This is a genomic window from Rhizobium sp. 10N427, assembly GCF_056394605.1.
On the sequence record NZ_JBFTID010000007.1, the window covers coordinates 248,029 to 269,065 of the forward strand.

21 protein-coding genes are annotated in these 21,037 nt (G+C 63.1%); 12 read left to right on the forward strand and 9 right to left on the reverse strand.

Features of this window, described 5'->3' with window-relative positions; all coding sequences use genetic code 11:
* The first annotated feature begins 61 nt into the window (after positions 1-61).
* The 3 genes from AC1DIJ_RS17505 to AC1DIJ_RS17515 all read left to right on the forward strand — a co-directional run bounded on the left by AC1DIJ_RS17505 (position 62) and on the right by AC1DIJ_RS17515 (position 2,756).
* Positions 62-283, forward strand: a complete 222-nt coding sequence (locus AC1DIJ_RS17505) for an antitoxin MazE family protein (protein WP_112387358.1) — start codon at positions 62-64, stop codon at positions 281-283.
* Positions 280-603: a type II toxin-antitoxin system PemK/MazF family toxin gene (locus AC1DIJ_RS17510; protein ID WP_112387359.1), complete on the forward strand. Its 324-nt coding sequence runs from the start codon at positions 280-282 to the stop codon at positions 601-603. The genes AC1DIJ_RS17505 and AC1DIJ_RS17510 overlap by 4 nt, the downstream gene beginning before the upstream one ends.
* A gap of 314 nt (positions 604-917) precedes the next feature.
* Positions 918-2,756: an ABC transporter ATP-binding protein gene (locus AC1DIJ_RS17515; protein WP_112387360.1), complete on the forward strand. Its 1,839-nt coding sequence runs from the start codon at positions 918-920 to the stop codon at positions 2,754-2,756.
* Positions 2,757-2,794: 38 nt separating this feature from the next.
* Here the strand turns inward: AC1DIJ_RS17515 and AC1DIJ_RS17520 are convergent, their stop codons facing one another.
* The gene (locus AC1DIJ_RS17520) at positions 2,795-3,883 is read right to left on the reverse strand and encodes a citrate synthase/methylcitrate synthase (protein ID WP_112387361.1); all 1,089 of its coding nucleotides are present in this window, start codon (positions 3,881-3,883) and stop codon (positions 2,795-2,797) included.
* Positions 3,884-3,967: 84 nt separating this feature from the next.
* On the opposite strand from AC1DIJ_RS17520, the gene AC1DIJ_RS17525 reads away from it, so the two are divergent.
* The 5 genes from AC1DIJ_RS17525 (at position 3,968) to AC1DIJ_RS17545 (ending at position 10,397) form a co-directional block, all read left to right on the forward strand.
* Positions 3,968-5,104 (forward strand): citrate synthase, encoded by a 1,137-nt coding sequence (locus AC1DIJ_RS17525; protein ID WP_112387362.1) that lies wholly within the window; start codon positions 3,968-3,970, stop codon positions 5,102-5,104.
* Positions 5,105-5,239: 135 nt separating this feature from the next.
* Positions 5,240-5,761 carry a FecR domain-containing protein gene (locus AC1DIJ_RS17530; RefSeq protein WP_112387363.1) on the forward strand — a complete coding sequence of 174 codons (522 nt, stop codon included), beginning with the start codon at positions 5,240-5,242 and terminating at the stop codon, positions 5,759-5,761.
* A 6-nt stretch (positions 5,762-5,767) separates the two neighbouring features.
* On the forward strand, positions 5,768-7,630 hold the full coding sequence (locus tag AC1DIJ_RS17535) for an adenylate/guanylate cyclase domain-containing protein (protein ID WP_112387364.1): 1,863 nt from the start codon (positions 5,768-5,770) through the stop codon (positions 7,628-7,630).
* Between the two features lie 112 nt (positions 7,631-7,742).
* The gene (locus AC1DIJ_RS17540) at positions 7,743-9,707 is read left to right on the forward strand and encodes a DEAD/DEAH box helicase (RefSeq protein WP_112387365.1); all 1,965 of its coding nucleotides are present in this window, start codon (positions 7,743-7,745) and stop codon (positions 9,705-9,707) included.
* Positions 9,708-9,752: 45 nt separating this feature from the next.
* Positions 9,753-10,397 (forward strand): class I SAM-dependent methyltransferase, encoded by a 645-nt coding sequence (locus tag AC1DIJ_RS17545; protein ID WP_477831492.1) that lies wholly within the window; start codon positions 9,753-9,755, stop codon positions 10,395-10,397.
* Positions 10,398-10,426: 29 nt separating this feature from the next.
* Here the strand turns inward: AC1DIJ_RS17545 and AC1DIJ_RS17550 are convergent, their stop codons facing one another.
* On the reverse strand, positions 10,427-11,131 hold the full coding sequence (locus AC1DIJ_RS17550; protein ID WP_112387366.1) for an SDR family oxidoreductase: 705 nt from the start codon (positions 11,129-11,131) through the stop codon (positions 10,427-10,429).
* A 101-nt stretch (positions 11,132-11,232) separates the two neighbouring features.
* Entirely contained in the window at positions 11,233-11,421 is a 189-nt protein-coding gene (locus tag AC1DIJ_RS17555; RefSeq protein ID WP_112387367.1) for a hypothetical protein, read from the reverse strand.
* Between the two features lie 519 nt (positions 11,422-11,940).
* Between AC1DIJ_RS17555 and AC1DIJ_RS17560 the strand changes: the two genes are divergently transcribed.
* A complete protein-coding gene (locus tag AC1DIJ_RS17560; protein WP_112387368.1) occupies positions 11,941-12,399 on the forward strand; it encodes a MarR family transcriptional regulator in 459 nt (152 codons plus the stop codon).
* Positions 12,396-13,637 (forward strand): multidrug effflux MFS transporter, encoded by a 1,242-nt coding sequence (locus tag AC1DIJ_RS17565; RefSeq protein ID WP_477831493.1) that lies wholly within the window; start codon positions 12,396-12,398, stop codon positions 13,635-13,637. The genes AC1DIJ_RS17560 and AC1DIJ_RS17565 overlap by 4 nt, the downstream gene beginning before the upstream one ends.
* On the opposite strand, the gene AC1DIJ_RS17570 is transcribed toward AC1DIJ_RS17565, so the two are convergent.
* The 5 genes from AC1DIJ_RS17570 to AC1DIJ_RS17590 are packed head-to-tail and all read right to left on the reverse strand — an operon-like array spanning position 13,606 to position 19,074.
* Positions 13,606-14,829: a molybdopterin molybdotransferase MoeA gene (locus AC1DIJ_RS17570; protein WP_112387370.1), complete on the reverse strand. Its 1,224-nt coding sequence runs from the start codon at positions 14,827-14,829 to the stop codon at positions 13,606-13,608. The two genes, AC1DIJ_RS17565 and AC1DIJ_RS17570, sit on opposite strands and share 32 nt — an antisense overlap.
* A complete protein-coding gene (moaC, locus tag AC1DIJ_RS17575; RefSeq protein WP_112387371.1) occupies positions 14,826-15,326 on the reverse strand; it encodes a cyclic pyranopterin monophosphate synthase MoaC in 501 nt (166 codons plus the stop codon). The genes AC1DIJ_RS17570 and moaC overlap by 4 nt, the downstream gene beginning before the upstream one ends.
* A gap of 1 nt (position 15,327) precedes the next feature.
* The gene (gene trpC / locus AC1DIJ_RS17580) at positions 15,328-16,140 is read right to left on the reverse strand and encodes an indole-3-glycerol phosphate synthase TrpC (protein ID WP_112387372.1); all 813 of its coding nucleotides are present in this window, start codon (positions 16,138-16,140) and stop codon (positions 15,328-15,330) included.
* Positions 16,141-16,149: 9 nt separating this feature from the next.
* Positions 16,150-17,166, reverse strand: coding sequence for an anthranilate phosphoribosyltransferase (gene trpD / locus AC1DIJ_RS17585; protein ID WP_112387373.1), 1,017 nt, complete (start codon positions 17,164-17,166; stop codon positions 16,150-16,152).
* A gap of 15 nt (positions 17,167-17,181) precedes the next feature.
* Positions 17,182-19,074, reverse strand: a complete 1,893-nt coding sequence (locus AC1DIJ_RS17590; RefSeq protein WP_112387374.1) for a peptidylprolyl isomerase — start codon at positions 19,072-19,074, stop codon at positions 17,182-17,184.
* A 220-nt stretch (positions 19,075-19,294) separates the two neighbouring features.
* Between AC1DIJ_RS17590 and AC1DIJ_RS17595 the strand changes: the two genes are divergently transcribed.
* Entirely contained in the window at positions 19,295-19,576 is a 282-nt protein-coding gene (locus AC1DIJ_RS17595; protein WP_112387375.1) for a hypothetical protein, read from the forward strand.
* Positions 19,577-19,643: 67 nt separating this feature from the next.
* Here the strand turns inward: AC1DIJ_RS17595 and AC1DIJ_RS17600 are convergent, their stop codons facing one another.
* Positions 19,644-19,898 carry a GlsB/YeaQ/YmgE family stress response membrane protein gene (locus tag AC1DIJ_RS17600; protein ID WP_112387376.1) on the reverse strand — a complete coding sequence of 85 codons (255 nt, stop codon included), beginning with the start codon at positions 19,896-19,898 and terminating at the stop codon, positions 19,644-19,646.
* A gap of 411 nt (positions 19,899-20,309) precedes the next feature.
* On the opposite strand from AC1DIJ_RS17600, the gene AC1DIJ_RS17605 reads away from it, so the two are divergent.
* Positions 20,310-20,447, forward strand: coding sequence for a hypothetical protein (locus tag AC1DIJ_RS17605; RefSeq protein WP_162698783.1), 138 nt, complete (start codon positions 20,310-20,312; stop codon positions 20,445-20,447).
* The last annotated feature ends 590 nt before the right edge of the window (positions 20,448-21,037 follow it).

A 21,037-nucleotide genomic window follows, 5' to 3' on the forward strand; every position in this document is an offset into this window, starting at 1 on the left:
AACGTCGAAACTTGACAGCACCGGCTGCCGTCTCCATGTTACATGTAACAGGGAGACGGCAATGCCTTCGAACGTCAGTACACGCGTGAAAAAGCGCCGCGATAGCCTCAGGGCCGCGGGTCTGCGCCCGGTTCAGATATGGGTTCCGGACACACGCTTGCCGGGCTTTGCCGAGGAGTGCCGCCGTCAGTCCGCAGTCGTCGCACAAGCGGATGTTGGTGATCCCGATCTCCACGGCTTCATGGATGCTGCGCTCGCCGACATGGACCTGACCGAAGAATGAACCGCGGCGATCTCGTGACCGTCGCGCTCGCCGGAGACTTCGGAAAGCCTCGCCCCGCGCTGATTATCCAGGCCGACAACTTCGACACTACGGACAGCGTGACGCTGCTGCTGATTTCCGGAACCCTTGTCGATGCTTCCTTGCTGCGCGTGACCGTCCATCCGGACGAGACGAACGGGCTGCGGAAATCATCGCAAGTCATGATCGACAAGACCATGACCGTCCGGCGCAACCGTATCGGCCGAAGCTTCGGGCGGCTGAGCGAGGAGAGGATGATATCGATCACGCGCTCACTAGCACTGTTTCTCGGCATAGCTTGAGCTCTCCTGTTTGGCCCAAATCTCTCCCAAGGAAGCTTCGTCCGTCTGCCGGTAGTCGCAGCAGCAACTTGCTAGCTATGTTCGAAGCGTGTTCCAGAATTCGCGCTGAGAGCGTTCCGGTCTTCACAGACGCAGCCAAAGATGGTAGAGACTGCGGCGCCATCCGCCGGTTTGACCGGCGCGAAGCGTCTCATGGGGAGATTGTTTGATGAAAACCAACGGCACCGAAAACCACAGCTGAACAAGCCGTGCCGTTCGGGCTGGCATGTTCGGTCCACCATCAAACGACATTTCCTGCCCCATGGAGGGCCTTCATGTTTCGTCGCTTCGAAAAGCTGACCGATCCTTTCCAAACCTATGCCGAAGAGACGCCGCCCGATAGGGTTTGGCCATTCATCTTCAATACACTGAAACCGCTCCGCCACGTCGCCGCCGCAAGCCTGGCGCTGACCGCCGTCGGCGCGATCCTCGAAGTCTGGCTGATCGGCTATTCTGCCCGGCTGGTCGATATACTGGCGGCGATCCGTCCCGACGAGCTCTGGGCGCGTCACGGCGGTGAGTTGCTGTTTGCCGCTTTCCTTTTGCTGGTCATCCGCCCGGTTGCCGCACTGTTTTGCGAAGGGCTTGACGACATCGTCTTCAAGCCGAATGCCGTGGCAATGATCCGCTGGCGGGCGCTTCGTCATGTCCAGCGCCAATCCGTCGGCTGGTTCCAGAACGATTTCTCGGGGCGCGTCGCTGCACGCGTCCAGGAAATCGGCAACAGCGCCACCGGTGCCGCCTATTGCTTCCTCCACACCATCTTCTACGTGGCGATCTATATCGCCGGGTCAGTCTGGCTGATGGCTTCCGTCGATATCAGGCTGGTCATTCCGATGCTGGTTTGGGTGGGGCTGTATTTCGCGCTGATGGCCTATGTCATTCCGCGTGTCAGGCTGGCCTCGGAGCGTTTCCAGGAGGCGGACTCGGCCTTGTCCGGCCTGCTGGTCGATACGTTCTCCAACATCGACACGATCAAGCTCTTCTCTCGCCAGCGGGACGAGGACCGCGACAGCAGACAAAATCTGGATGCCGCCCGCCGGGCCTTCATCGCCTCGCAAAAGCTCGAGGTGACGGTCAACAGCAGCATGGTGTTTCTGAGCAGCCTGCTGATGGTCAGCCTGATCGGCTATTCGATCCTGCTTTGGCAAAACGGCAATGCGCCGCTCGGCGTGGTCGCTGCCGCACTGGCCCTCGGCTTCCGGATCACCGCCATGGCCGAATGGCTCCTGGATGCCGTTGCCTCGCTGTTCAACCATATGGGTGCCGCACGCGATCAGCTGCGGCTCATCGCACAAGCGGTCGATATCCCGGATGCGCCGGATGCGGGCGAGATGCGGCTGAACGGCGGGACACTCAGCTTCGTCAACGTCAGCCATCATTATGGCAAGGGGCAGGGTGGCCTGGAGCGTGTCACGCTCAAGGTCGAGGCGGGAGAGAAAGTCGGGCTGGTCGGCCGGTCAGGCGCGGGAAAATCGACGCTGGTCAATCTGGCGCTGCGCTTTTTCGAAGCCGAGCGCGGGCTGATTTGCGTCGACGGCCAGGATATCCGCACCGTTACCCAGGAAAGCCTGCGCAGCCGTTTCAGCATGGTGGCGCAGAATGCCGCGCTGCTGCACCGCTCGGTGCGCGACAACATCGCCTACGGCCGCGAGGACCTGCCGCAGGCGATGATCGAGGCGGCGGCAGCCAAGGCGCATGCGGACAGCTTCATCCCCGGCCTGCGCGATCAGCAAGGCCGTGCTGGCTATGATGCGCATGTCGGCGAACGCGGTGTCAAGCTCTCCGGCGGGCAGCGTCAGCGCATCGCACTGGCGCGGGCGATCCTGAAGAACGCGCCGATCCTGATCCTTGACGAGGCGACATCGGCGCTCGATTCGGAAGTGGAAGCGGCCATCCAGGATACGCTCTACGGCTTCATGGAGGGCAAGACAGTGATCGCCATCGCCCACCGGCTCTCGACCATCGCCCGGATGGACCGGATCGTGGTGCTGGATCAGGGCCGGATCGTCGAGGAAGGCCGCCACGAGGAGCTGCTGAGACAGGACGGCATCTATGCGCGCCTCTGGTCGCGTCAGTCCGGCGGCTTCCTGGGGCTCGATTCAGGCAATTGAGAAAAGTGGCCCGGCGTCATAGCGCCGGGCCACCTGTCTTACGCCGCTTTCGGCAAGGGACCGACATAGACCGAGCGCGGCCTGATAAGCCGCCCCTGCAGCGCCTGCTCGCGCGCATGGGCAATCCAGCCGACCGTCCGGCCAATGGCGAAGACGCCGGTGAAGGCTTCGCGCGGGAAGCCCAATGTTTCCAGGAGCAGCGCCGTGTAGAACTCGACATTGACGTCCAGCGGACGATCCGGCTTGCGCTGCTTGAGGATCGAGAGCGCCGCGCGCTCGACCGCCTCGGCCAGCGTCACGCGGGCGCCATCAACCTGTCCGGTCGCCGTCAGCGGTTTCAGCGCGTTTTTCAGGGCGTCGGCACGGGGGTCGCGGACGCGGTAGATGCGATGGCCGAATCCCATCAACCGTTCGCCCTTGTCGAGCGCATTGCCAAGCCATGCCTTGGCGTTGTCGGCCTGGCCGATGGCGTCGAGCATATCCAGCACCGGCCCCGGCGCGCCGCCGTGCAGCGGACCCTTGAGAGCGCTGATTGCGGCGAGCACGGAGGAAGTGAGACCGGCCTGGGTCGAGGCGATGACGCGCGAGGCGAAGGTCGAGGCATTCAGGCCATGGTCGGAGATGGTGACCAGATAGGCGTCGAGGGCCGATGTCTGTTCACCACTCGGAGGCGTGTCGTTGAGCATCCGCAGGATGTCGGCCGACTGGGAAAGCTTTTGATCCGGCGCTATCGGGGTCCGGCCTTGCTGCAGCCGCAGAACTGCAGGGAGGAATACGGCGGATGCAGCCATCAGGCGGATGGCGACAGCGCTGCCTTCGCCATCGGGCAGACGGGCGATCAGGGCGCGCATGGCGTCGACGGGCGGCAGCGCCATGATCGTGGCGTCGACCGCTTCGACATGGCGGAATATATCGGCGCGTGCTTCGCCGAGACGCCGCGTCAGGGAGGCTTCATCGAGCGCTTCGGGCATCAGGCCATCGAGCAGCAAAGTCGCGGTGCGCTCGTAGGTGCTGTCGGCGACGAGATCATCCAGCGAGACGCCGCGGATGATCAGCCGGCCGGCTTCGCCATCTACATCCGAGAGCTGCGTTTCTGCTGCGACGACATCTTCAAGACCATTCTTCATCAGTGTTTCTCCTTTACCCGATAAAGGATCGGGCTTAGATTAGTTGACGTCAATCTTGATGCAATTGATCAATATGAGGTTCACATGTCCTGGCTGACGGCAGAGGAGGCGCTGACGCAACTCGGCACCAAACCGCAGACGCTCTATGCCAATGTCAGCCGTGGCCGCATTCGCGCCAAGGCCGATCCCGCCGATCCGCGGCGCAGCCTCTATCACACCGCCGACGTCGCCCGGCTGGCCGAACGCCATGCCGGGCGCCGCAAGAGCGAGACTGTTGCGGCCGAGGCGATCCAGTGGGGCGATCCGGTCCTGCCATCCGCCGTTTCGACAATCATCGACGGCAGGCTTTACTACCGCGGCCGCGATGCAGTTTCGCTGTCGGCCTCGGCAACGCTGGAAGCGGCCGCGGCCGTTCTTTGGGATGCGCCTGCCGTCGAGCTTGCGGGTGAGGTCATCGAAGGCGGCCCGCCTGTCATCCGCAACGCATTCCTGGCGCTTGCCGGCAGAGTGACGCGGGATCTTCCAAGCCTCGGGCGTTCACGTTCGGTGCTGCGCAGCGAAGCGATCTCGGTTTTCAGCTGTGTCAGCGCCGCGCTCGCGCCCGGCCGCGGCGATTTTGTCCATATCCGTCTCGCCAATGCCTGGGGCAGGCCGGAGGCTGCCGACTGTCTGCGCCGGGCACTTGTGCTTCTTGCGGACCATGAGCTCAATGCATCGACATTTGCCTCGCGGGTCACGGCCTCTTCGGGGGCGTCTCTTTCGGCCGCGGTGCTTTCAGGCCTCTCGGCACTGACCGGCCCGTTGCACGGCGGCGCGTGGCAGGGTGTTTCCGCGCTCGCGGACATGGCGAGACACGCTGGCGCCGAAGAGGCTGTGCGCCGCGTTCTCTCTCAGGGCAATCCGCTTCCGGCTTTCGGTCATCCCCTGTATCCGGATGGTGACATAAGGGCATCGGCGCTTCTTCAACATTTCGAAATGCCGCGCCTGTTTGAGGAGATCAGGAAGGCAGGCGAAGCGGCGACAGGTGAGAGGGCGAATGTCGATTTCGCCCTGACAGCGATGGCGGAGAGCTTTGCACTGCCCGGCGAGGCGCCGATGGTGATCTTCGCTCTGGCGCGCACGTGCGGCTGGCTTGCCCATGCGATGGAGCAGGTCGAAGACGGCCATCTGATCCGCCCGCGGGCGCGCTATTGTGGCCCGGCCTTGGTGGCCGGCGGCTAACGCTTGCCAGCGGCGGCGCTTTTCTGCATACGGGATCAAGCTTTTGTTTTATGATGGCGAGCCGGGAAACGGGCCGATCGCCTGCGCAGCGACTGCGCATCTCAGGATTGGCCGAAAGTCATATGGGGACGTATCATGGGCTTGGTTTCAACAATCCTTCGCGGATCGGCTGCTGCATGCATATTGCTCGCGCTGCCGGTCGTCGCAGTGGCGCAGACGAGCGGCTGCGCGCTGCAGAACGCCGATGGCGGACGCCGGATCCTGCGCTGCCCAGGCGGCGTGACAGTCACCGCTGAAGCTGGTGCCGGATTCAATCTTAACGACCGGAATGGCGACGGCAGTCCCGACAGCGCATCGCTGCGGCGCAAGGCGATCCTCGTCGATGTCGACAGCAGCCGGCATACGGGTGGCTTTCAAGTGGTAACGCCACAGGCGATTGCGGCTGTCCGCGGCACGCAATGGGCTGTCGATGTCGGTGGCGGACAGACCTCGGTGCTGGTCGTGCGCGGCGCGGTTGCCGTGCGGCGCCCGCAGGGCGATTCCGTCGTTCTTCGTCCGGGCGAGGGCGTCGATGTTCGCGCTGGCAGCAGCGCGCTCGAAGTTCGCCGCTGGCCGCAGGCGCGCGCCGCGGCACTGCTTGCCCGCCTCGGCCAGTAGGATCCCATGCCCCGTCAGAATGTTCTTGTGACCGCCGCGCTGCTTCTGTCCGCGATCTGGGGCGCGTTCCTCGGCTCGGCGCATCTTGGCGGCGGCGCAACGGTTCTCGATCGTCCCGAAGCCTCGCTGACCGATCTCAAGAGCACGCTGATCGGCAGGAGAACGCCGCCACCCGTCGTTACCATCGCGGCGATCGACGACCGGACGGCTGCGGCTCATGGCTATCCGCTCGACCGCGCGACGCTGGCCAAGGCCGTGACGGCTATTGCCGCCTTGAAGCCCAAAGTCATCGCGCTCGATCTGCTCTTCGTCGATCCCGGCAACGATGCGGCCGATAGCGCGCTGGCTTCGGCGCTTCGGCTTGCTCCGTCGGTGATCGCTGGTGCTGCAGTGTTCCCGCAAAGCGTCCAGTTCGTCGGCAACGAAGCAAACGATCCGCTGGCGGCCATTCCCGTCGCAGAGAGCCTGCTGCTGCCTCAGGAACGGCTTGCCGATGTCGCGGCAACGGGCATCGTCAATGTCTCGACGGACCAGACCGGCGTACCGCGCTTCATCCCGCTGCTGTCGCGCGGCGAGGGGCGTATCGACCCGTCCTTTCCGCTGAAGGCAGCGTCTCTGGCGATAGGCCACGATCCGGCATTCCAGCCCGGCGCGATCGCCTTTACCGACGCGCGTATCCCGACCGACACAGGGCAGCGCCTGCCGCTGACCTTCTACGGCCCCCGCGGCACCATTCCGACTGTCAGCATCGCCGATGCGCTCGATGGCAAGCTCACCGCACAGGAGGTGGCCGACAAGGTCGTCGTCATCGGCTCCACGGTCACCGGCGGCGGCGATGTCTTTCCGACGCCCTTCGATCCGGTTCTGCCTGGCGTCGAAGTGATGTCGACAGCGATCACGCATCTGGTCGCCGGGGACAGCGTCATCCGCGACCACAATGTCCGCCGATTCGATGCGACCCTTGCGGTGCTCCTGCCGCTTGCAGTCGTCGGTCTGCTTGCCTGGCGGCGCAGCGTCATCGGTTTCGTGATGATCGCGCTGTTGTTCGTCGCCTGGGCCGGCGTCAATGTCGCGGCATTCCGGCAGGGATACTGGCTGAGTGCGGCATTACCGATTGCCGCCGCGTTGCCACCGGCTCTGATCTTCGGCGCCGCGCAGCTGTTTACCGACCGCCGCCGCGCCCGTCTTTTCGCCGCGCAGAGCGAATTGCTGCAGCGGATCGAAGCGCCTGGCCTGGGAGAGTGGCTCGCCCGAGATCCTTCCTTCCTCTCCCATCCTGTGCGCCAGAACGCAGCCGTCGTGTTCATCGATCTCTCGGGCTTTACCGGCATGAGCGAAGCGGTCGGCGCTGTCGCCGTCCGCGAGATTCTCAGCGGCTTCTTCGAGCTTGTCGATGAAGAGGCGCGTGCCCACCAGGGTGCCATAACCAGCTTCATGGGCGATGGCGCGATGATCCTCTTCGGCCTGCCGGAGCCCCAGCCGGACGATGCGGCGCGTGCTGCGGCCTGCGCACTGTCTCTGGCGGAGCGCACCCGCGCCTGGCTGGCGGCCAACCCGACGCTGCCGTCCGGCCACAAAGTCGGCTTCAAGATCGGCGCGCATTGCGGTCCCGTCGTCGCATCGCGTCTCGGCACGGGTAACCGCCAGCAGATCACCGCGACGGGCGACACCGTCAACGTCGCCAGCCGGCTGATGGAAGTGGCGGCCGGGCGCGGGTCGGAGATCGCTTTCAGCGCAGCGCTGGTGCATGCGGCCTCCCAGGGCGGCACACCGCCTGCGGGTGGAATTCTCGATGGACCATTCGAGACGCGCATTCGCGGGCGGGCCGGCGGTATCGAAGTCTGGTTGCGGCGGCAGCAGGCTGCCTGAAACTGGCGCTTTGACTTTTTGCCTGCAAAGGGATAGGAACGCGCCAACCGTTCGGCCGGGCAGATCCCGGCCAAGGCGCGCTTGCGCCTGAAAATTCCGAAAGACAGATCACATGACAGAGATTAACGGCGTCGTTCCGGCGATCGCCAAGGCGTTGTCGAAGCGCGGCTATACGGCGTTGACCCCGGTTCAGCAGGCAATGCTCGACCCGGCGCTTGCGTCGAAGGACGCCCTCGTATCGGCCCAGACCGGCTCCGGCAAGACCGTGGCATTTGGCCTGGCGCTGGCACCGACGCTGCTTCAGGACGACGACCGCTTCGAGCCGGCAGCGGAACCGCTGGCCCTGGTCATCGCGCCGACTCGCGAACTCGCCCTGCAGGTCAAGCGCGAGCTCGAATGGCTCTATGAAATGACCGGTGCGCTGATCGTCAGCTGCGTCGGCGGCATGGATATCCGCAGCGAGCGCCGGGCGCTGGAGCGCGGAGCTCATATCGTCGTCGGCACGCCCGGCCGTCTCTGCGACCATATCCGCCGCCGGGCACTCGACATTTCGTCGCTGAAGGCCGTCGTGCTCGACGAGGCGGACGAGATGCTCGATCTCGGCTTCCGCGAAGATCTGGAATTTATCCTCGAATCGTCGCCTGACGACCGTCGCACGCTGATGTTTTCGGCAACGGTGCCCGCTGCCATTGCCAAGCTCGCAAAGAGCTTCCAGCGTGATGCGGTTCGCATCTCGACGCAGTCGGAAGAAAAGCAGCATGTCGATATCGAATATCGTGCATTGGCTGTTGCACCCTCCGATCGCGAGAACGCCATCGTCAATGTGCTGCGCTATTACGATGCCAAGAATGCCATCGTCTTCTGCTCGACGCGTGCAGCCGTCAATCATCTGACGGCGCGGTTCAACAATCGCAATTTCTCGGTCGTCGCACTCTCCGGCGAACTGACGCAGAACGAACGGACGCACGCGTTGCAGGCGATGCGCGACGGACGCGCCCGCGTCTGTATCGCGACCGACGTTGCCGCCCGCGGCATCGACCTGCCAGGCCTCGATCTCGTCATCCATGCCGATCTGCCGACCAACTCCGAAACGCTGCTTCACCGCAGCGGCCGGACGGGCCGCGCCGGGCGCAAGGGCGTCAGCGCCATCATCGTGCCGCTGAATGCCCGCCGCAAGGCCGAGCGCATTCTGGACGGTGCCGGCGTTTCGCCGACCTGGGCCCGCCCACCGTCTGCCGAAGAGGTGATGCAGCGTGACGACGAGCGGCTGCTTGCCGATCCGATCCTCAGCGAGGCGCAGTCCGATGACGACCAGACGCTCGTCAATCAGCTGATCGCCAACTATGGCGCCGAGAAGCTGGCCGCCGCTTTCGTACGGCTCTACCGGTCCAATCAGTCTGCGCCTGAAGATATCACCGAAGTGTCGCTCGACGGCGGTGCACGCAAGCGCCGCGACAACGCCGATGGTCCGCGTGAGCCGAGCCAGAAGGGCCCGCGCGACGATTTCGGCGCCAGCGTCTGGTTCTCGCTTTCGGTCGGCCGCAAGCAGAATGCAGAACCGCGCTGGCTGATCCCGATGATCTGCCGCAACGGCAACCTGACGAAGCGCGAAATTGGCGCCATCAAGATGCAGCCGGAAGAGACCTTTGTCGAAATCGCCGCCGGCAATGCCGAGGCCTTTCTCGCGGCGCTTGGCCCGAACAAGACGATGGAACGCGGCATTCGCGTCAATCGCCTGAACGGCACACCCGATTTCAGCCGCCCGGCGAACGACCGGCCTGCGGGCAAGAAGGCCTACGAGGCACGCCGCGACGACGCCGTGCGCGACGACCGCCCGAAGGCGAAGTTCAAGAAGGACTTCTCCCCGGAGCAGGCGCCTGCCGGTGGCGAGCGCAGCGACAAGCCCTGGAGCAAGAAGCCCGGCAAGCCGAAATTCGAAGGCAAGCCAAGGGCGGAAGGCCAGAAGTTCGAAGGCAAGCCCAAGTTTGAGGGCAAGCCGAAGTTCGAAGGCCAGAAATTCGAGAGCAAGGGCGGCTTCGCTCCGAAGGGCAAGTTCAGCAAGAAGAAGCAGGGCTGAGTTGGCGGCAACGCCATCCCGGCCGCTCGATAGTGGGCAGCAGCGATGACGATGATGGCCGGTGCGGTGGTTCACGATGCGGAAGCGTTCATACGCCGCCATCTTGAGCTTCGCCCGGCGCCATCGGTCCCTGAAATTTCTCTCTATGCCGCCCATCCGGCAAGCCGTCTCGGCCGCCTGCCGGGCGGCGGCGGCGAGCCGCCGTACTGGGCCTATCATTGGGCCGGCGGCAGCGCACTGGCCCGCCATATTCTCGACAATCCAGACGTCGTCAGCGGCCGCACGGTGATCGATCTCGGCTGCGGCTCCGGCATCGTTGCCATAGCGGCGGCGAAGAGCGGCGCGGCTCATGTGACCGCCATTGATACCGACCGCTATGCGGTTGCCGCGACAGCGCTCAACGCGCAGGCAAACGGCGTCGCGATCGATGTCCTCCAGGCTGATATTCTCGGGGACCCGCCACCTTCGGCCGATCTCATCCTTGCCGGTGATCTGTTCTACAATCACAACCTTGCGCGCAGGACGCTGCCCTTCCTGCAGCGCTGCAGGGCGGCGGGCATTTCGGTGCTAATCGGCGATCCCGGACGCAAGACGCTGCCACGCAGCAGGCTGACTGCGGTCGCTGAATACAGGGTTGCGGATTTCGGGGAAGGCGAGGCGAGCGGCGGTATCTACACCCTCGCGAAGTGAACGGCGCCCGTGGGCGCCGCTCGGCAAACTCACACGGCTCGCGTCAGGCCGCCGTCGACGCGCAGGTTCTGGCCGGTGATATAGGCAGCGCCGTCGGAGGCCAGGAAGGCGATGGTGGCGGCGATTTCCTCGCTCGTGCCGTAACGCTTCATCGGCACGCTGTCGCGGCGCTCTTCCGTCGCAGGCAGGCTGTCGATCCAGCCGGGCAGCACGTTGTTCATGCGGACGTTGTCACCGGCATAGGTCTCGGCGAAGATCTTCGTGAAGGAGGCGAGACCGGCGCGGAAGACTGCCGAGGTCGGGAACATCGCGCTCGGCTCGAAGGCCCAGGCGGTGGAGATGTTGATGATGGCGCCGGATTTCTGCTTCTGCATGTGCGGCGTGACGAGGCGCGCCGGGCGGATGACGTTCATCAGGTAGACGTCCATGCCGCGATGCCAATCTTCATCGGTAATCTCGAGGATCGGCGCGCGCGGGCCGTGGCCGGCGCTGTTGACGAGGACGTCGATGCGGCCCCATTCGGAGACGGCACGATCGACCAGCTTGCGGAGATCGTCGTTCGACTGGTTCGAGCCGGTGACGCCGAAACCGCCGAGTTCCCGGGCGAGTTCTTCGCCTTTTCCCGACGAAGACAGGATCGCTACCTTGTAGCCGTCCTTAGCCAGGCGTTTTGCAGCCGCAGCACCCATGCCGCTACCGCCCGCCGTCACCAGTGCTACCTTATCAACCGACATGCATGCCTCCATTGCAGACGCGCACCGGACCAGCCGATGCGCCGTTATATGATGGCAGCCTTGATATCACTCCGGTTTTGCAAAGGCGAGCGCTGCAACGGCTACATTGCGAGCCGGAAGCGCATATCCTCAGGTTCGCCGTTCCGCTCGAAGCGGACAACCAGCTCATCCAGTGCAACGCCGATATCGGCATCGGTCCAGCCCTGGCTTTTCAGACGCAGGAAGATCTCCTGCATGCGGAGCCGCAGGAACACGGCGAGATCGGGATCGGAATCTTTAATCGAACGCATTGCTCTACTCTGAAATCCTCGAAACACGGCTGCAGAAAGAAACGGGCTCGCCACGCGAAACAGGAGGCGAGCCCTTGCCCTCGCAGGTCCGCCGACTTGCATCAGGCACCCGCCAAGACGGCGGGTATAGAATTGAAGGTTCGGAGGCGGATCGGACGCCTCATCATCAAGTAACCATAAGACGGCATGCGTGTCGCGTGACGCGGCCGTGACACGACCTTTGCGCGAAAGCATCGCTTTTACCTGCATCCTACTGATCTGAAACGGGTCACTCTACGTAATCCCCGCCGAGAACGAGAGAAATATTCATGCGGGTATTGATTATCGGATTGGGACTATTGGCAATCATTGCATGGGCCGCAGCCTTCTACATGACATCAGGCGCCTTCTGAAAACCCGCCTTGCGGGTCAGTGTGCTGCGCCCCTTGGGACGATCGACGGCGCGGAAATCGCCATCAATGAGCCTTGCGGAAAAATAGATGATATGTCATTTATTGTGATATCATCGGATATCGCTTCATGCCTCCAGAACACGAAAAGATTGCCGCCACCTTCGGTGCGTTGGTGGCGCAGACGGCGCGGTTGTGGCGCCGGGCTGCCGACCAGCGGCTGCAGCCCTTCGGTCTGACGGAAGCCACATGGCTGCCGCTGCTGCGGATCTCCCGCTCGGAGGCACCGATGCATCAAAGAGCGCTCGCGGCATCACTTTCGCTCGATAATTCCTCGGTCGTCCGGCTCATCGACAATCTGGAAACGGCTGGCCTCGTCGAACGTCAGGAGGGCGAGGACCGGCGCGCCAAGGCGATCGTTCTGACCGAGGCCGGGCGGCATACCGTGATCGATGTCGAGCGCATCGCCCAGGGCGTCCGCGAAGAGGCGCTCGCCGATCTCTCCAAGGCCGACATCGAGACGGCCTTCCGCGTGCTCGAGCATATTTCGAGCATCTTTTCCCGCAACGGCGAGGAGCCGACACCGTGAATTCCCATCCTGGCCGCATGGCCGGCGCCGAACCGCTGACTGCCCGCAAGACCGTTCCCGTCTGGCTTCTGGCGCTGGTTACCTTCAGCGGCACGCTTGCCATGCATATTTTCGTGCCTGCCTTGCCTGCAGCCGCCACAGATCTTGGGGCGAGCATCGGCGAGATGCAGATGACAGTCAGTCTCTATATTTTCGGCCTTGCCGTCGGCCAGTTGATCTACGGACCGCTTTCCGATCGCTATGGACGGCGGCCCGTGCTGATGAGCGGGCTGGTGCTTTACACGCTGGCGGGGTTCGCCGCGCTGTTTGCACCCGGGGTCCACGCGTTGATCGTTGCGCGGCTGTTTCAGGCGCTTGGCGGATGTGCCGGACTGGTGATCGCCAGAGCCATCGTCCGGGACACGTCGACGGCTGACGACACGGCAAAACGGCTGGCGGTGATGAACCTGATGGTCACCGTCGGTCCCGGCCTGGCGCCGATCGCCGGCGGGGCGCTGGCCGCGACACTCGGCTGGCGGTCGATCTTCGTCGCTTTATGCGCGCTCGGCGTTCTCAACATGCTGATGACCTGGAAGATGGTGCCGGAAACCGGCAGGCGCAATGCGGAAGCATCGATGAAATCGCTGAGCCGCGATTATCTCGCTCTGCTTCGCTCGCCCGCCTTCGTCGGTTACGCCATTGGCGGCGGCTGCGCTACGACATCGATGTATGCCTTCACCGCTGCCGCACCATTCATCGTCATCAACGAATTGCACCGGCCGGCGACCGAGGTCGGCATCTGCCTCGCGCTGCTGATCTTCGGCTATTGGATCGGCAGCATGATCGCCACGCGGCTGATCGGCAGGATTGCCATGAGGCCGCTGATGCTCGTTTCCAATCTCGTCAGCATAGTGGCTGCAATCGCCTTCTTCGGGCTGGCGGCAACCGGCGAGCTCGGCCTGCTGCCGATGATGGCGGCGATCATGGTTTATACGATCGGGGCTGGGGTGGCGTCGCCGAATGCGCTGACGCTTGCCGTCAGCGTCAATCCGAAGGTCACCGGCTCAGCCTCGGGACTCTATGGAGCCACGCAGATGGCCGTTGGAGCCGTCTGTACGGCGCTGGCAGGCATTGGCGGCGATCCGGGCTTTGCCGCAGCGAGCGTCATTCTCGGCGCCAGCCTGTTGGCGCAGAGCTGCTTCTGGATCGGCGTGAAAGCCAGCCGGGTCAGGGCAGAAGCGCCGGCCGCAGCAGCATGACGGGGCAGGGCGCGCCGGCCTCAAGGGCGGGCGCATTCGGCGGCCGGATGATCAGGCAATCGGCCTGCGCGAAGATTTTCATCATCGACGAATCCTGCTTGCCGAACGGCCGCGCACGGCGCACACCATCCGGTAACACCTCAAAGCTGGCCCGAACATAATCCTGCCGGTGATCGTTGGCCGCGAGATCGACCGCGGCCTCGACAATCGCCTCGCGTTTCACCGGCGGCAGTGAGGCGAGCTTGCGCAGCAGTGGTTCGAGGAATAGCAGGGCGCAGACCAGGCTTGAGACCGGATTTCCGGGCAGACCGAGAACATGGATCCGGCCGAGACTTCCGACCATCAGCGGCTTACCGGGACGCATGGCGATACGCCAGAAATCGAGCTGCATGCCTGCCGCTATCAGCGTTGCCTGCACGAGGTCGTGATCGCCGACCGATGCGCCGCCAAGCGTGACGATGACATCGGCGCCGGCGCCTTCGGCCCTGCGTACCGCTTCGGTGATGGCTGTGCTATCATCCGGCACGATGCCGAGATCGAGCACCTCGCCACCGGCATTGCGGACGAGCGCGGCAATGCCGAAGCCGCTTGACGCAACGATCTGCGAAGGGCCGGGCATGCCGCCGGGTGCCAGCAGTTCATCGCCCGTTGCAAGGATCGCCACCAGCGGCTTGCGCAGAACCGGGATTTCCGCATGGTTCATGCCGGCCGCGACCGTCAGCCGCGTGAAATCCATGACAGTGCCCGAGGTGAGCACCGTTTCGCCGACACGGAAATCCTGCCCCCGCGGGCGGATATGCTGGTTTTCGCGAACCGGAAACTTGGTGCGGATGCCGCCATCGATCTTTTCGGCGTCCTCCTGAAGCAAAACGCTGTCGGCACTATCAGGCACAGGGGCACCGGTGAAGATGCGGACGGCTTCGCCATCACCAATCGCGCCGTCGAATGCATGCCCGGCCGACGAAGTGCCGATGACGCGAAGTTCGGCACCCGGCTCGGGCGCATCCGCTCGGCGAAGCGCATAGCCGTCCATGGCGGAAGAGTTGAAGGGGGGCTGCGTCAGCCGTGCAGCAAGATCGCCCGCCAGCACGCGCCCATCTGCGGCGGCGAGCGGCACGGTCTGCGCATCGGCGATCGGCGAGGCGCTGCCCAGCAGACGCGCCTGCGCCTCCTCGACCGGCAGCAGGCTCATGATTGCGCCTCCGGGTGACGGAAATCGCCGGACTTGCCGCCCGACTTTTCCAGCAGCCTGACGCCGCCGATTTCCATCGCCTTGTCAGCGGCCTTCGCCATGTCGTAGATCGTCAGGCAGGCGACCGACACGGCGGTCAGCGCCTCCATTTCGACTCCGGTCTTGCCGGTCAGCTTCGCCGTCGCCGTGACCCTGAGGCCCGGAAGCGCTGCATCTTCGGTGATATCGACACTGACCTTGGTCAGCATCAGCGGATGGCAGAGCGGAATGAGGTTTGCCGTCTGCTTGGCCGCCATGATGCCTGCCAGCCGGGCCGTACCGATGACGTCGCCCTTCCTGGCATTGCCGTCGCGGATCAGCGCCAGAGTTTCCTGGGACATCCGGATATAGCCTTCGGCAGTGGCAATGCGCACGGTCTCGGCCTTGCCGCTGACATCGACCATATGCGCCTCACCGGCGGCATCGATGTGGGTAAGGCCGGGCTTGGCGCCGCTCATGTCATTCAGCCGCGATTGCCGCTTCGCCGAAGAGAAGCGCGCGGGTGGCCGCCGTAACGTCATCCTTGCGCATCAGGCTTTCGCCGACGAGGAAGGTATTGATGTTGAAGGCCTGAAGGCGCCTGCAATCAGCATTGGTGAAGATACCGCTCTCGCCGACCAGCAGCTTGTCTGAAGGCACCATCGCCGAAAGCTTCTCGCTGACGGTCAGGCTGACTTCGAATGTGCGCAGATTGCGGTTGTTGATCCCGAGGAGCGGCGACGAGAGCTTCAGCGCCCGCTCGGTTTCCTCTTCGTCGTGGACCTCGACCAGGACATCCATACCGAGCGCAAAGGCTTCGTCCTGTAGGCGCTCCGCATCGCTGTCCGTCAGCGAGGCCATGATCAGCAGGATGCAGTCGGCGCCCCAGGCGCGGGCTTCGTGGACCTGATAGGTCTCGAACATGAAATCCTTGCGCAGCGCCGGTAGCGCGCAGGCAGCACGCGCCGCTGTCAGGAATTCCGGTGCGCCCTGAAAGCTTGGCGTATCCGTCAGCACGGACAGGCAGGCAGCCCCACCGTCCTCATAGGCCTTTGCCAGGGCCGGCGGATCGAAATCCGGGCGGATGAGGCCCTTGGACGGGCTTGCCTTCTTGATCTCGGCGATCAGTCCGTAGAGCCCTGCATCGCGCTTGGCGACCAGCGCCTTGTGAAAGCCGCGCGGCGCCGATTGGCCTGCCTGCATTGCCTTGAGATCGGCGAGCGAGACCTTGGCCTTGGCGGCGGCGATTTCCTCGCGCTTGTAAGTCTCGATCTTCTTCAGGATATCGGTCATCGGTCGATCCTAGTCGATGTCGTTGGAAACGGCGATGAGTTTGTCGAGCGCGGCCGCGGTTGCGCCGCTATCGAGCGATTCCTTTGCCAGCGTCATACCCTTGGCGATCGTCTCGGCCTTGCCGGCGACGACGAGCGAGGCGGCGGCATTGGCGAGCGCGATGTCGCGGTAGGCATTCCTGGCACCGCCGAGGACGTCGCGGAGTGCCGCAGCATTGACGACACCATCCCCGCCCTTCAGGGCAGAGAGCGTGCAGGGCGAGACACCGAAATCGGCAGGTGACAGTTCGAAGCTGCGGATCTTGCCATTCTCAAGCGCGGCCACAGTGGTCTTGCCGGTCGTGGTAATTTCATCGAGACCATCGCCATGGACGACCCAGACGCTTTCGGAGCCGAGATCACGCATGACTTCGGCCAGCGGCAGCACCCATTGCTCGGCAAAGACGCCCAGCAACTGGCGGCGGACGCCCGCGGGGTTGGTCAGCGGGCCGAGCAGATTGAAGATCGTGCGCGTGCCGAGTTCGACGCGCGAGGGTCCAACGTGACGCATGGCCGAATGATGCTGCTGCGCGAACATGAAGCCGACGCCGGCTTCAGCGATGCAGCGCGAAATCACTTCCGGCGAAATCTCCAGCTTGACGCCGAGAGCGGCCAGACTGTCCGACGCGCCAGACTTGGAACTCAGAGCACGATTGCCATGCTTGGCAACCGGGACGCCGGCGCCGGCGACGATCAACGCCGCCAGTGTCGAGATGTTGTAGGTGCCGCTGCCGTCGCCACCGGTGCCGACGATATCGATGGCATCGGCGGGCGCTTCGACGCGCAGCATCTTCGAACGCATCGTCGTGGCGGCGCCGACGATCTCATCGACCGTCTCGCCGCGCACGCGCAACGCCATCAGGAAGCCGCCGATCTGCGAGGGCGTCGCGTGGCCCGACATCAGGATGTCGAAGGCCTGGCAAGCCTCGTCGCGTGTCAGGGGCTCGCGGCTTGCGGCCTTGGCCAGAAGCGGCTTCAGATCGGTCATGCGCTAAAGCTCCTCCTAGCGAACGGTTGCCTGATCGGCGAGCGTCTGGTTGATCGAGGCGCTGTACTGCGTCTGCAGCAGGGTGACCATCTGGTCGAGGATGTCATCGCCGGCCGCATTGGCGACTGCTGCGATCTGCGCATCCTGGTTGTTCAGCGCATCGGTCGTCGGATCGGTGTTGACGTTGGTGACCTTCAGCAGGATCTGCGTGGTCGCGTCGGCGCCGACGGCATTGGCAACGGTGTCGGCCGGACCGCTGAAGGCAGCGCTGACGCCGCCGCGGCCGAGAACGGCATCGTCGGTGGTGCGGCTGACACCGCTCTTGCTTTCGACGGCGATGCCGAGCGGGGCTGCGATATCGGCAAGCGACTTGCCCTTCTGCGCTTCCTGCTTCAGCTCGTCGGCCTTCTTGGCAAGTTCCAGCTTCTGCTGTTCTGCCGTCCAGTCGGCAACCGCCTTGTCGCGAATTTCGGCAAGCGGGCGATCGCGCTCTGGCGTGACTTCGCGGACATCGAACCAGACGTAACCGTCATTGCCGAGGGCAAGTGCGACCGGCTGGGTGCCTGGCTCGGTCTTGAACGCTTCGCCGAGCAGCTGCTGCTTCGACGGGATGTCCTTGACCTCGTTGCCGTCCTTGTCTGCACCGGTGGCGTCGATCGCATCGACGACGACAGCCTTGAGTTTCAGCTCCTTGGCGATATCTTCGAGTGACTGACCGGCGCTGCGCATGTCTTCGATGTGATCGTGAACGTTGATGACTTCCTGCGAAGCGTTGACCAGCGCCAGCTGCTTGCGGATGTCTTCCTTGACCTCGTCGAGCGTCTTGACGGTTTCAGGCTTGATATTAGTGATGCGCAGGATGACCGGACCGAAGGCGCCATCGACGACCGGCGTCGTGCCGCCATTCTTGGTGACGGCGAAGGCGGCCTCGGCAACCGACTGATCGGGAACCTTGTCCTTGGTGAAATCGCCGAGAAGCACGTCGGTCGCGGTCTTGCCCTGGTCGGTGACCAGCTGATCGAAGGTTGTGCCGCCCTTCAGCGCCGTCTGTGCGGCGGCGGCGAGGTCCTTGTTGGCGAAGGTCAGCTGCTCGACGGTACGCGTCTCCGGCGTGCGGAAGGTTTCCTTGCGCTTGTCGAAATCTTCGCGGATCTGATCGTCGGTCACCGTCGCGACGTCGGCGATATCAGACGATTCGAGCTTCAGGTAGGCGACCTTGCGGTATTCAGGCGCGCGGTAGCGGGCCTTCACGCCATCGAACCACTTGGACAGCACATCGTCAGCAGGCGCCTTGATCGGTTCGATATTGGCGTTGGTGAGAAGCAGGTAGTCGATGTCGCGGCTTTCCTGGCGGTAAAGCTTGAGCGCGTCGACCAGGGCGGCCGGCGCCTTGAAGCCGTTGGAGACGGCATCTACGATCTGGCTGCGGACGGCGACCTTACTGCGCTCGTTGATATAGTCGGCCTCAGGGATGCCCGCATTGCGCAGGCGCGATGTGAAGAGGCTACGGTCGAACTTGCCGCTGACATCCTTGAAAGCCGGATCGTCTCCGATCAGCTGGGCAAGGCGGTCTTCCGAGAGGCCGAGATTCATGTCTGCGGCCAGCTGATCAAGCGAAGCGCCGGCAACCAGCTGCGCGATCGTCTGCTGCTCGACGCCGAACGCCTTGGCCTGCTCCGGGGTCAGGCGCATGCCGAACTGCTGGCTGAGGCTGGCAACCTGTCGCTGATAGGCGAGGCGGAACTCGTTGACGTCCACCTTCTGATCGCCGACCGTAACGACTGTCGTGCTCGAACCGCCGCCGATGAGCTCACGGGAAATACCCCAGATGCCGAAAGACGCGACCAGGAGAAGCATGAGGAGCTTGGCGACCCAGGTCTGGGCAGCTCTTCTCAGGATATGGAACATCGAAACGCAAACCTCGCATTAGATTCCGCCCATTCACGGGCAAAGCTTTCGACGTTCCTTAGAGCAAAGTAAGGCGGAAATGAAGCGCTATCCGACGAAAACATGACAGCATCCGGAATGGATTTCCGGTGCTTGCGGCAGGCAACAAAAGCACACCGGTACCGGAACCTTTCCGGCCCTCAGTTCGTTGTTGCGGCATCCGGAAAAATAGGAGCAGACAATGGCCGAACTGAAAACCGCCTCCGCCCAATCGACAGCCGCGCGCGTCAAGGCGGATATCGCCGCCGATGATCTTTCTGCGCAGGTCGCAGCCTTGCGCGAGGATCTGGCCCGTATTTCGGAAAGTGTCGTCGCCTTGGGGCAGGGCGCCAAGAGCGCCGTGACCGACGAAGCGTCGGTGATGACGGAAAAGGTGCGCGACAAGGTGCGCGAGGAACCGATTTTCGCTCTCGCCGTCACGGCTGGCATTGCCTATGTGTTCGGGCTGATGAGCCGCCGTTAACGATTGCGAGACAACAAAAAAGCCGGGAGCAAAACTCCCGGCTTTTTTGCGTTCAAATTCCGTGCGCTCAGCGCCGGACCATCCGGCCGATCGCGATAAGCAGGCAAGCACCAACGAAACCGGTGATGAGATAGCCGAGCCAGCCAGCCAGCGGCTGGATATGCAAAAGGCCGAGGATGAAATTGGCAACGATGGCGCCGATGATGCCCAGAATGATGTTCATGAACACGCCCATGTTGCTGTTCATGAATTTCTCGGCGAGCCAACCGGCAAGGCCGCCAATGATAATTGCTGCAATCCAGCCGACACTCTGATCTTCCATAATGATTTCCCTCCTAAGAAAACAACGAAATGAACGCGGAAACTGCAGAAAGGTTCCGTCCCGGTCAGGGTTGCAGCAGCGTCACCGGCATATGCAGCGCATGCGTGAGCAGCTGGAACAGAAGGCCAGACAACGCCAGGATCGCAAAGCCCAGCGGCATGATCAAACTCTTACTTGACATTTTTACTCACTCCCTTTGCCGATCGAGAATAGATCATCGGCAAAGGGCGGCAAGTTAAATATTAACGGATAGTTAAGCATAAAATTTGAATGAATCGGCGACGATGAAACCGTTTTTTACTTCGCCACGTAAAATATTCCAGGTTGCAAAATTAACGTGCCGTTAATGCATATTAGTGATCATCGATCTATAGCAACCTGGAGGAGACTCAGATGCGTCATTCACATCTCATGGAACATCTCGAAGCCGCTCGAAAGATTGCGGAAGCAGACAATGAAATGTTCGTCGCCTACTTGATAAAAATCGCGAAAGAGGCGGCGCGCAAGCAGGACAAGATGCCGCGCGATAAGCAGGCGATTGCCGCTTGAGACGGTTGCGGCCATAGACGAAAGTGTCCGCTAATATGACGACGGAACCAAGATCGCCGGGCAGCAGAAGCCTGCCGCTAGCACTTTGACGAGTGCCTACCGGATCGAAAGGACCAAAATCTCTTTCGATCCGGCAACTTTTGCGGGTTCTCCAGGGCGGCGAAAGTCAAGCGTTATCCAACCGTTCGGGACCGCATTATCCAACAGCGCAGAGCGATTACTGACCGCAGGCGGCAGATTTGCCAGGACTGACGACGTTTCCACCGGGATCGTGCGCAGCCCTTCGCGCAGATCTCCGTTCGCTACGGCAATCGTTCACGTCGGTGCTGGAGTTCGAATCTCCGCTATTGATGGTGCTGTTCGTTGCGCTTGGATCAATCGTTCCGTGTTGCGTATTGTCAGTGTCTCCAACGCGGCTACCATGACTAGTGCCGCTCACACGTGAACCTGAGATCGTCCCGATCGACGAACCGGAGGCGCTCGCGCCGTCGGCAGACACGTTACCGGACTGGGCGAGGGCAGCCGTCGCGAGACCCAGCGAGAGAACGACAGTGGCTGCAACTTTCTTCAGCATGGACTTCTTCCCTATG

Excerpts from the sequence above, each read along its gene's own strand:
- AC1DIJ_RS17505 (WP_112387358.1), top strand. The coding sequence starts at position 62 with ATGCCTTCGAACGTCAGTACACGCGTGAAAAAGCGCCGCGATAGCCTC.
- AC1DIJ_RS17510 (WP_112387359.1), top strand. The coding sequence starts at position 280 with ATGAACCGCGGCGATCTCGTGACCGTCGCGCTCGCCGGAGACTTCGGA.
- AC1DIJ_RS17515 (WP_112387360.1), top strand. The coding sequence starts at position 918 with ATGTTTCGTCGCTTCGAAAAGCTGACCGATCCTTTCCAAACCTATGCC.
- AC1DIJ_RS17520 (WP_112387361.1), bottom strand. The coding sequence starts at position 3,883 with ATGAAGAATGGTCTTGAAGATGTCGTCGCAGCAGAAACGCAGCTCTCG.
- AC1DIJ_RS17525 (WP_112387362.1), top strand. The coding sequence starts at position 3,968 with ATGTCCTGGCTGACGGCAGAGGAGGCGCTGACGCAACTCGGCACCAAA.
- AC1DIJ_RS17530 (WP_112387363.1), top strand. The coding sequence starts at position 5,240 with ATGGGCTTGGTTTCAACAATCCTTCGCGGATCGGCTGCTGCATGCATA.
- AC1DIJ_RS17535 (WP_112387364.1), top strand. The coding sequence starts at position 5,768 with ATGCCCCGTCAGAATGTTCTTGTGACCGCCGCGCTGCTTCTGTCCGCG.
- AC1DIJ_RS17540 (WP_112387365.1), top strand. The coding sequence starts at position 7,743 with ATGACAGAGATTAACGGCGTCGTTCCGGCGATCGCCAAGGCGTTGTCG.
- AC1DIJ_RS17545 (WP_477831492.1), top strand. The coding sequence starts at position 9,753 with ATGACGATGATGGCCGGTGCGGTGGTTCACGATGCGGAAGCGTTCATA.
- AC1DIJ_RS17550 (WP_112387366.1), bottom strand. The coding sequence starts at position 11,131 with ATGTCGGTTGATAAGGTAGCACTGGTGACGGCGGGCGGTAGCGGCATG.
- AC1DIJ_RS17555 (WP_112387367.1), bottom strand. The coding sequence starts at position 11,421 with ATGCGTTCGATTAAAGATTCCGATCCCGATCTCGCCGTGTTCCTGCGG.
- AC1DIJ_RS17560 (WP_112387368.1), top strand. The coding sequence starts at position 11,941 with ATGCCTCCAGAACACGAAAAGATTGCCGCCACCTTCGGTGCGTTGGTG.
- AC1DIJ_RS17570 (WP_112387370.1), bottom strand. The coding sequence starts at position 14,829 with ATGAGCCTGCTGCCGGTCGAGGAGGCGCAGGCGCGTCTGCTGGGCAGC.
- moaC (WP_112387371.1), bottom strand. The coding sequence starts at position 15,326 with ATGAGCGGCGCCAAGCCCGGCCTTACCCACATCGATGCCGCCGGTGAG.
- trpC (WP_112387372.1), bottom strand. The coding sequence starts at position 16,140 with ATGACCGATATCCTGAAGAAGATCGAGACTTACAAGCGCGAGGAAATC.
- trpD (WP_112387373.1), bottom strand. The coding sequence starts at position 17,166 with ATGACCGATCTGAAGCCGCTTCTGGCCAAGGCCGCAAGCCGCGAGCCC.
- AC1DIJ_RS17590 (WP_112387374.1), bottom strand. The coding sequence starts at position 19,074 with ATGTTCCATATCCTGAGAAGAGCTGCCCAGACCTGGGTCGCCAAGCTC.
- AC1DIJ_RS17595 (WP_112387375.1), top strand. The coding sequence starts at position 19,295 with ATGGCCGAACTGAAAACCGCCTCCGCCCAATCGACAGCCGCGCGCGTC.
- AC1DIJ_RS17600 (WP_112387376.1), bottom strand. The coding sequence starts at position 19,898 with ATGGAAGATCAGAGTGTCGGCTGGATTGCAGCAATTATCATTGGCGGC.
- AC1DIJ_RS17605 (WP_162698783.1), top strand. The coding sequence starts at position 20,310 with ATGGAACATCTCGAAGCCGCTCGAAAGATTGCGGAAGCAGACAATGAA.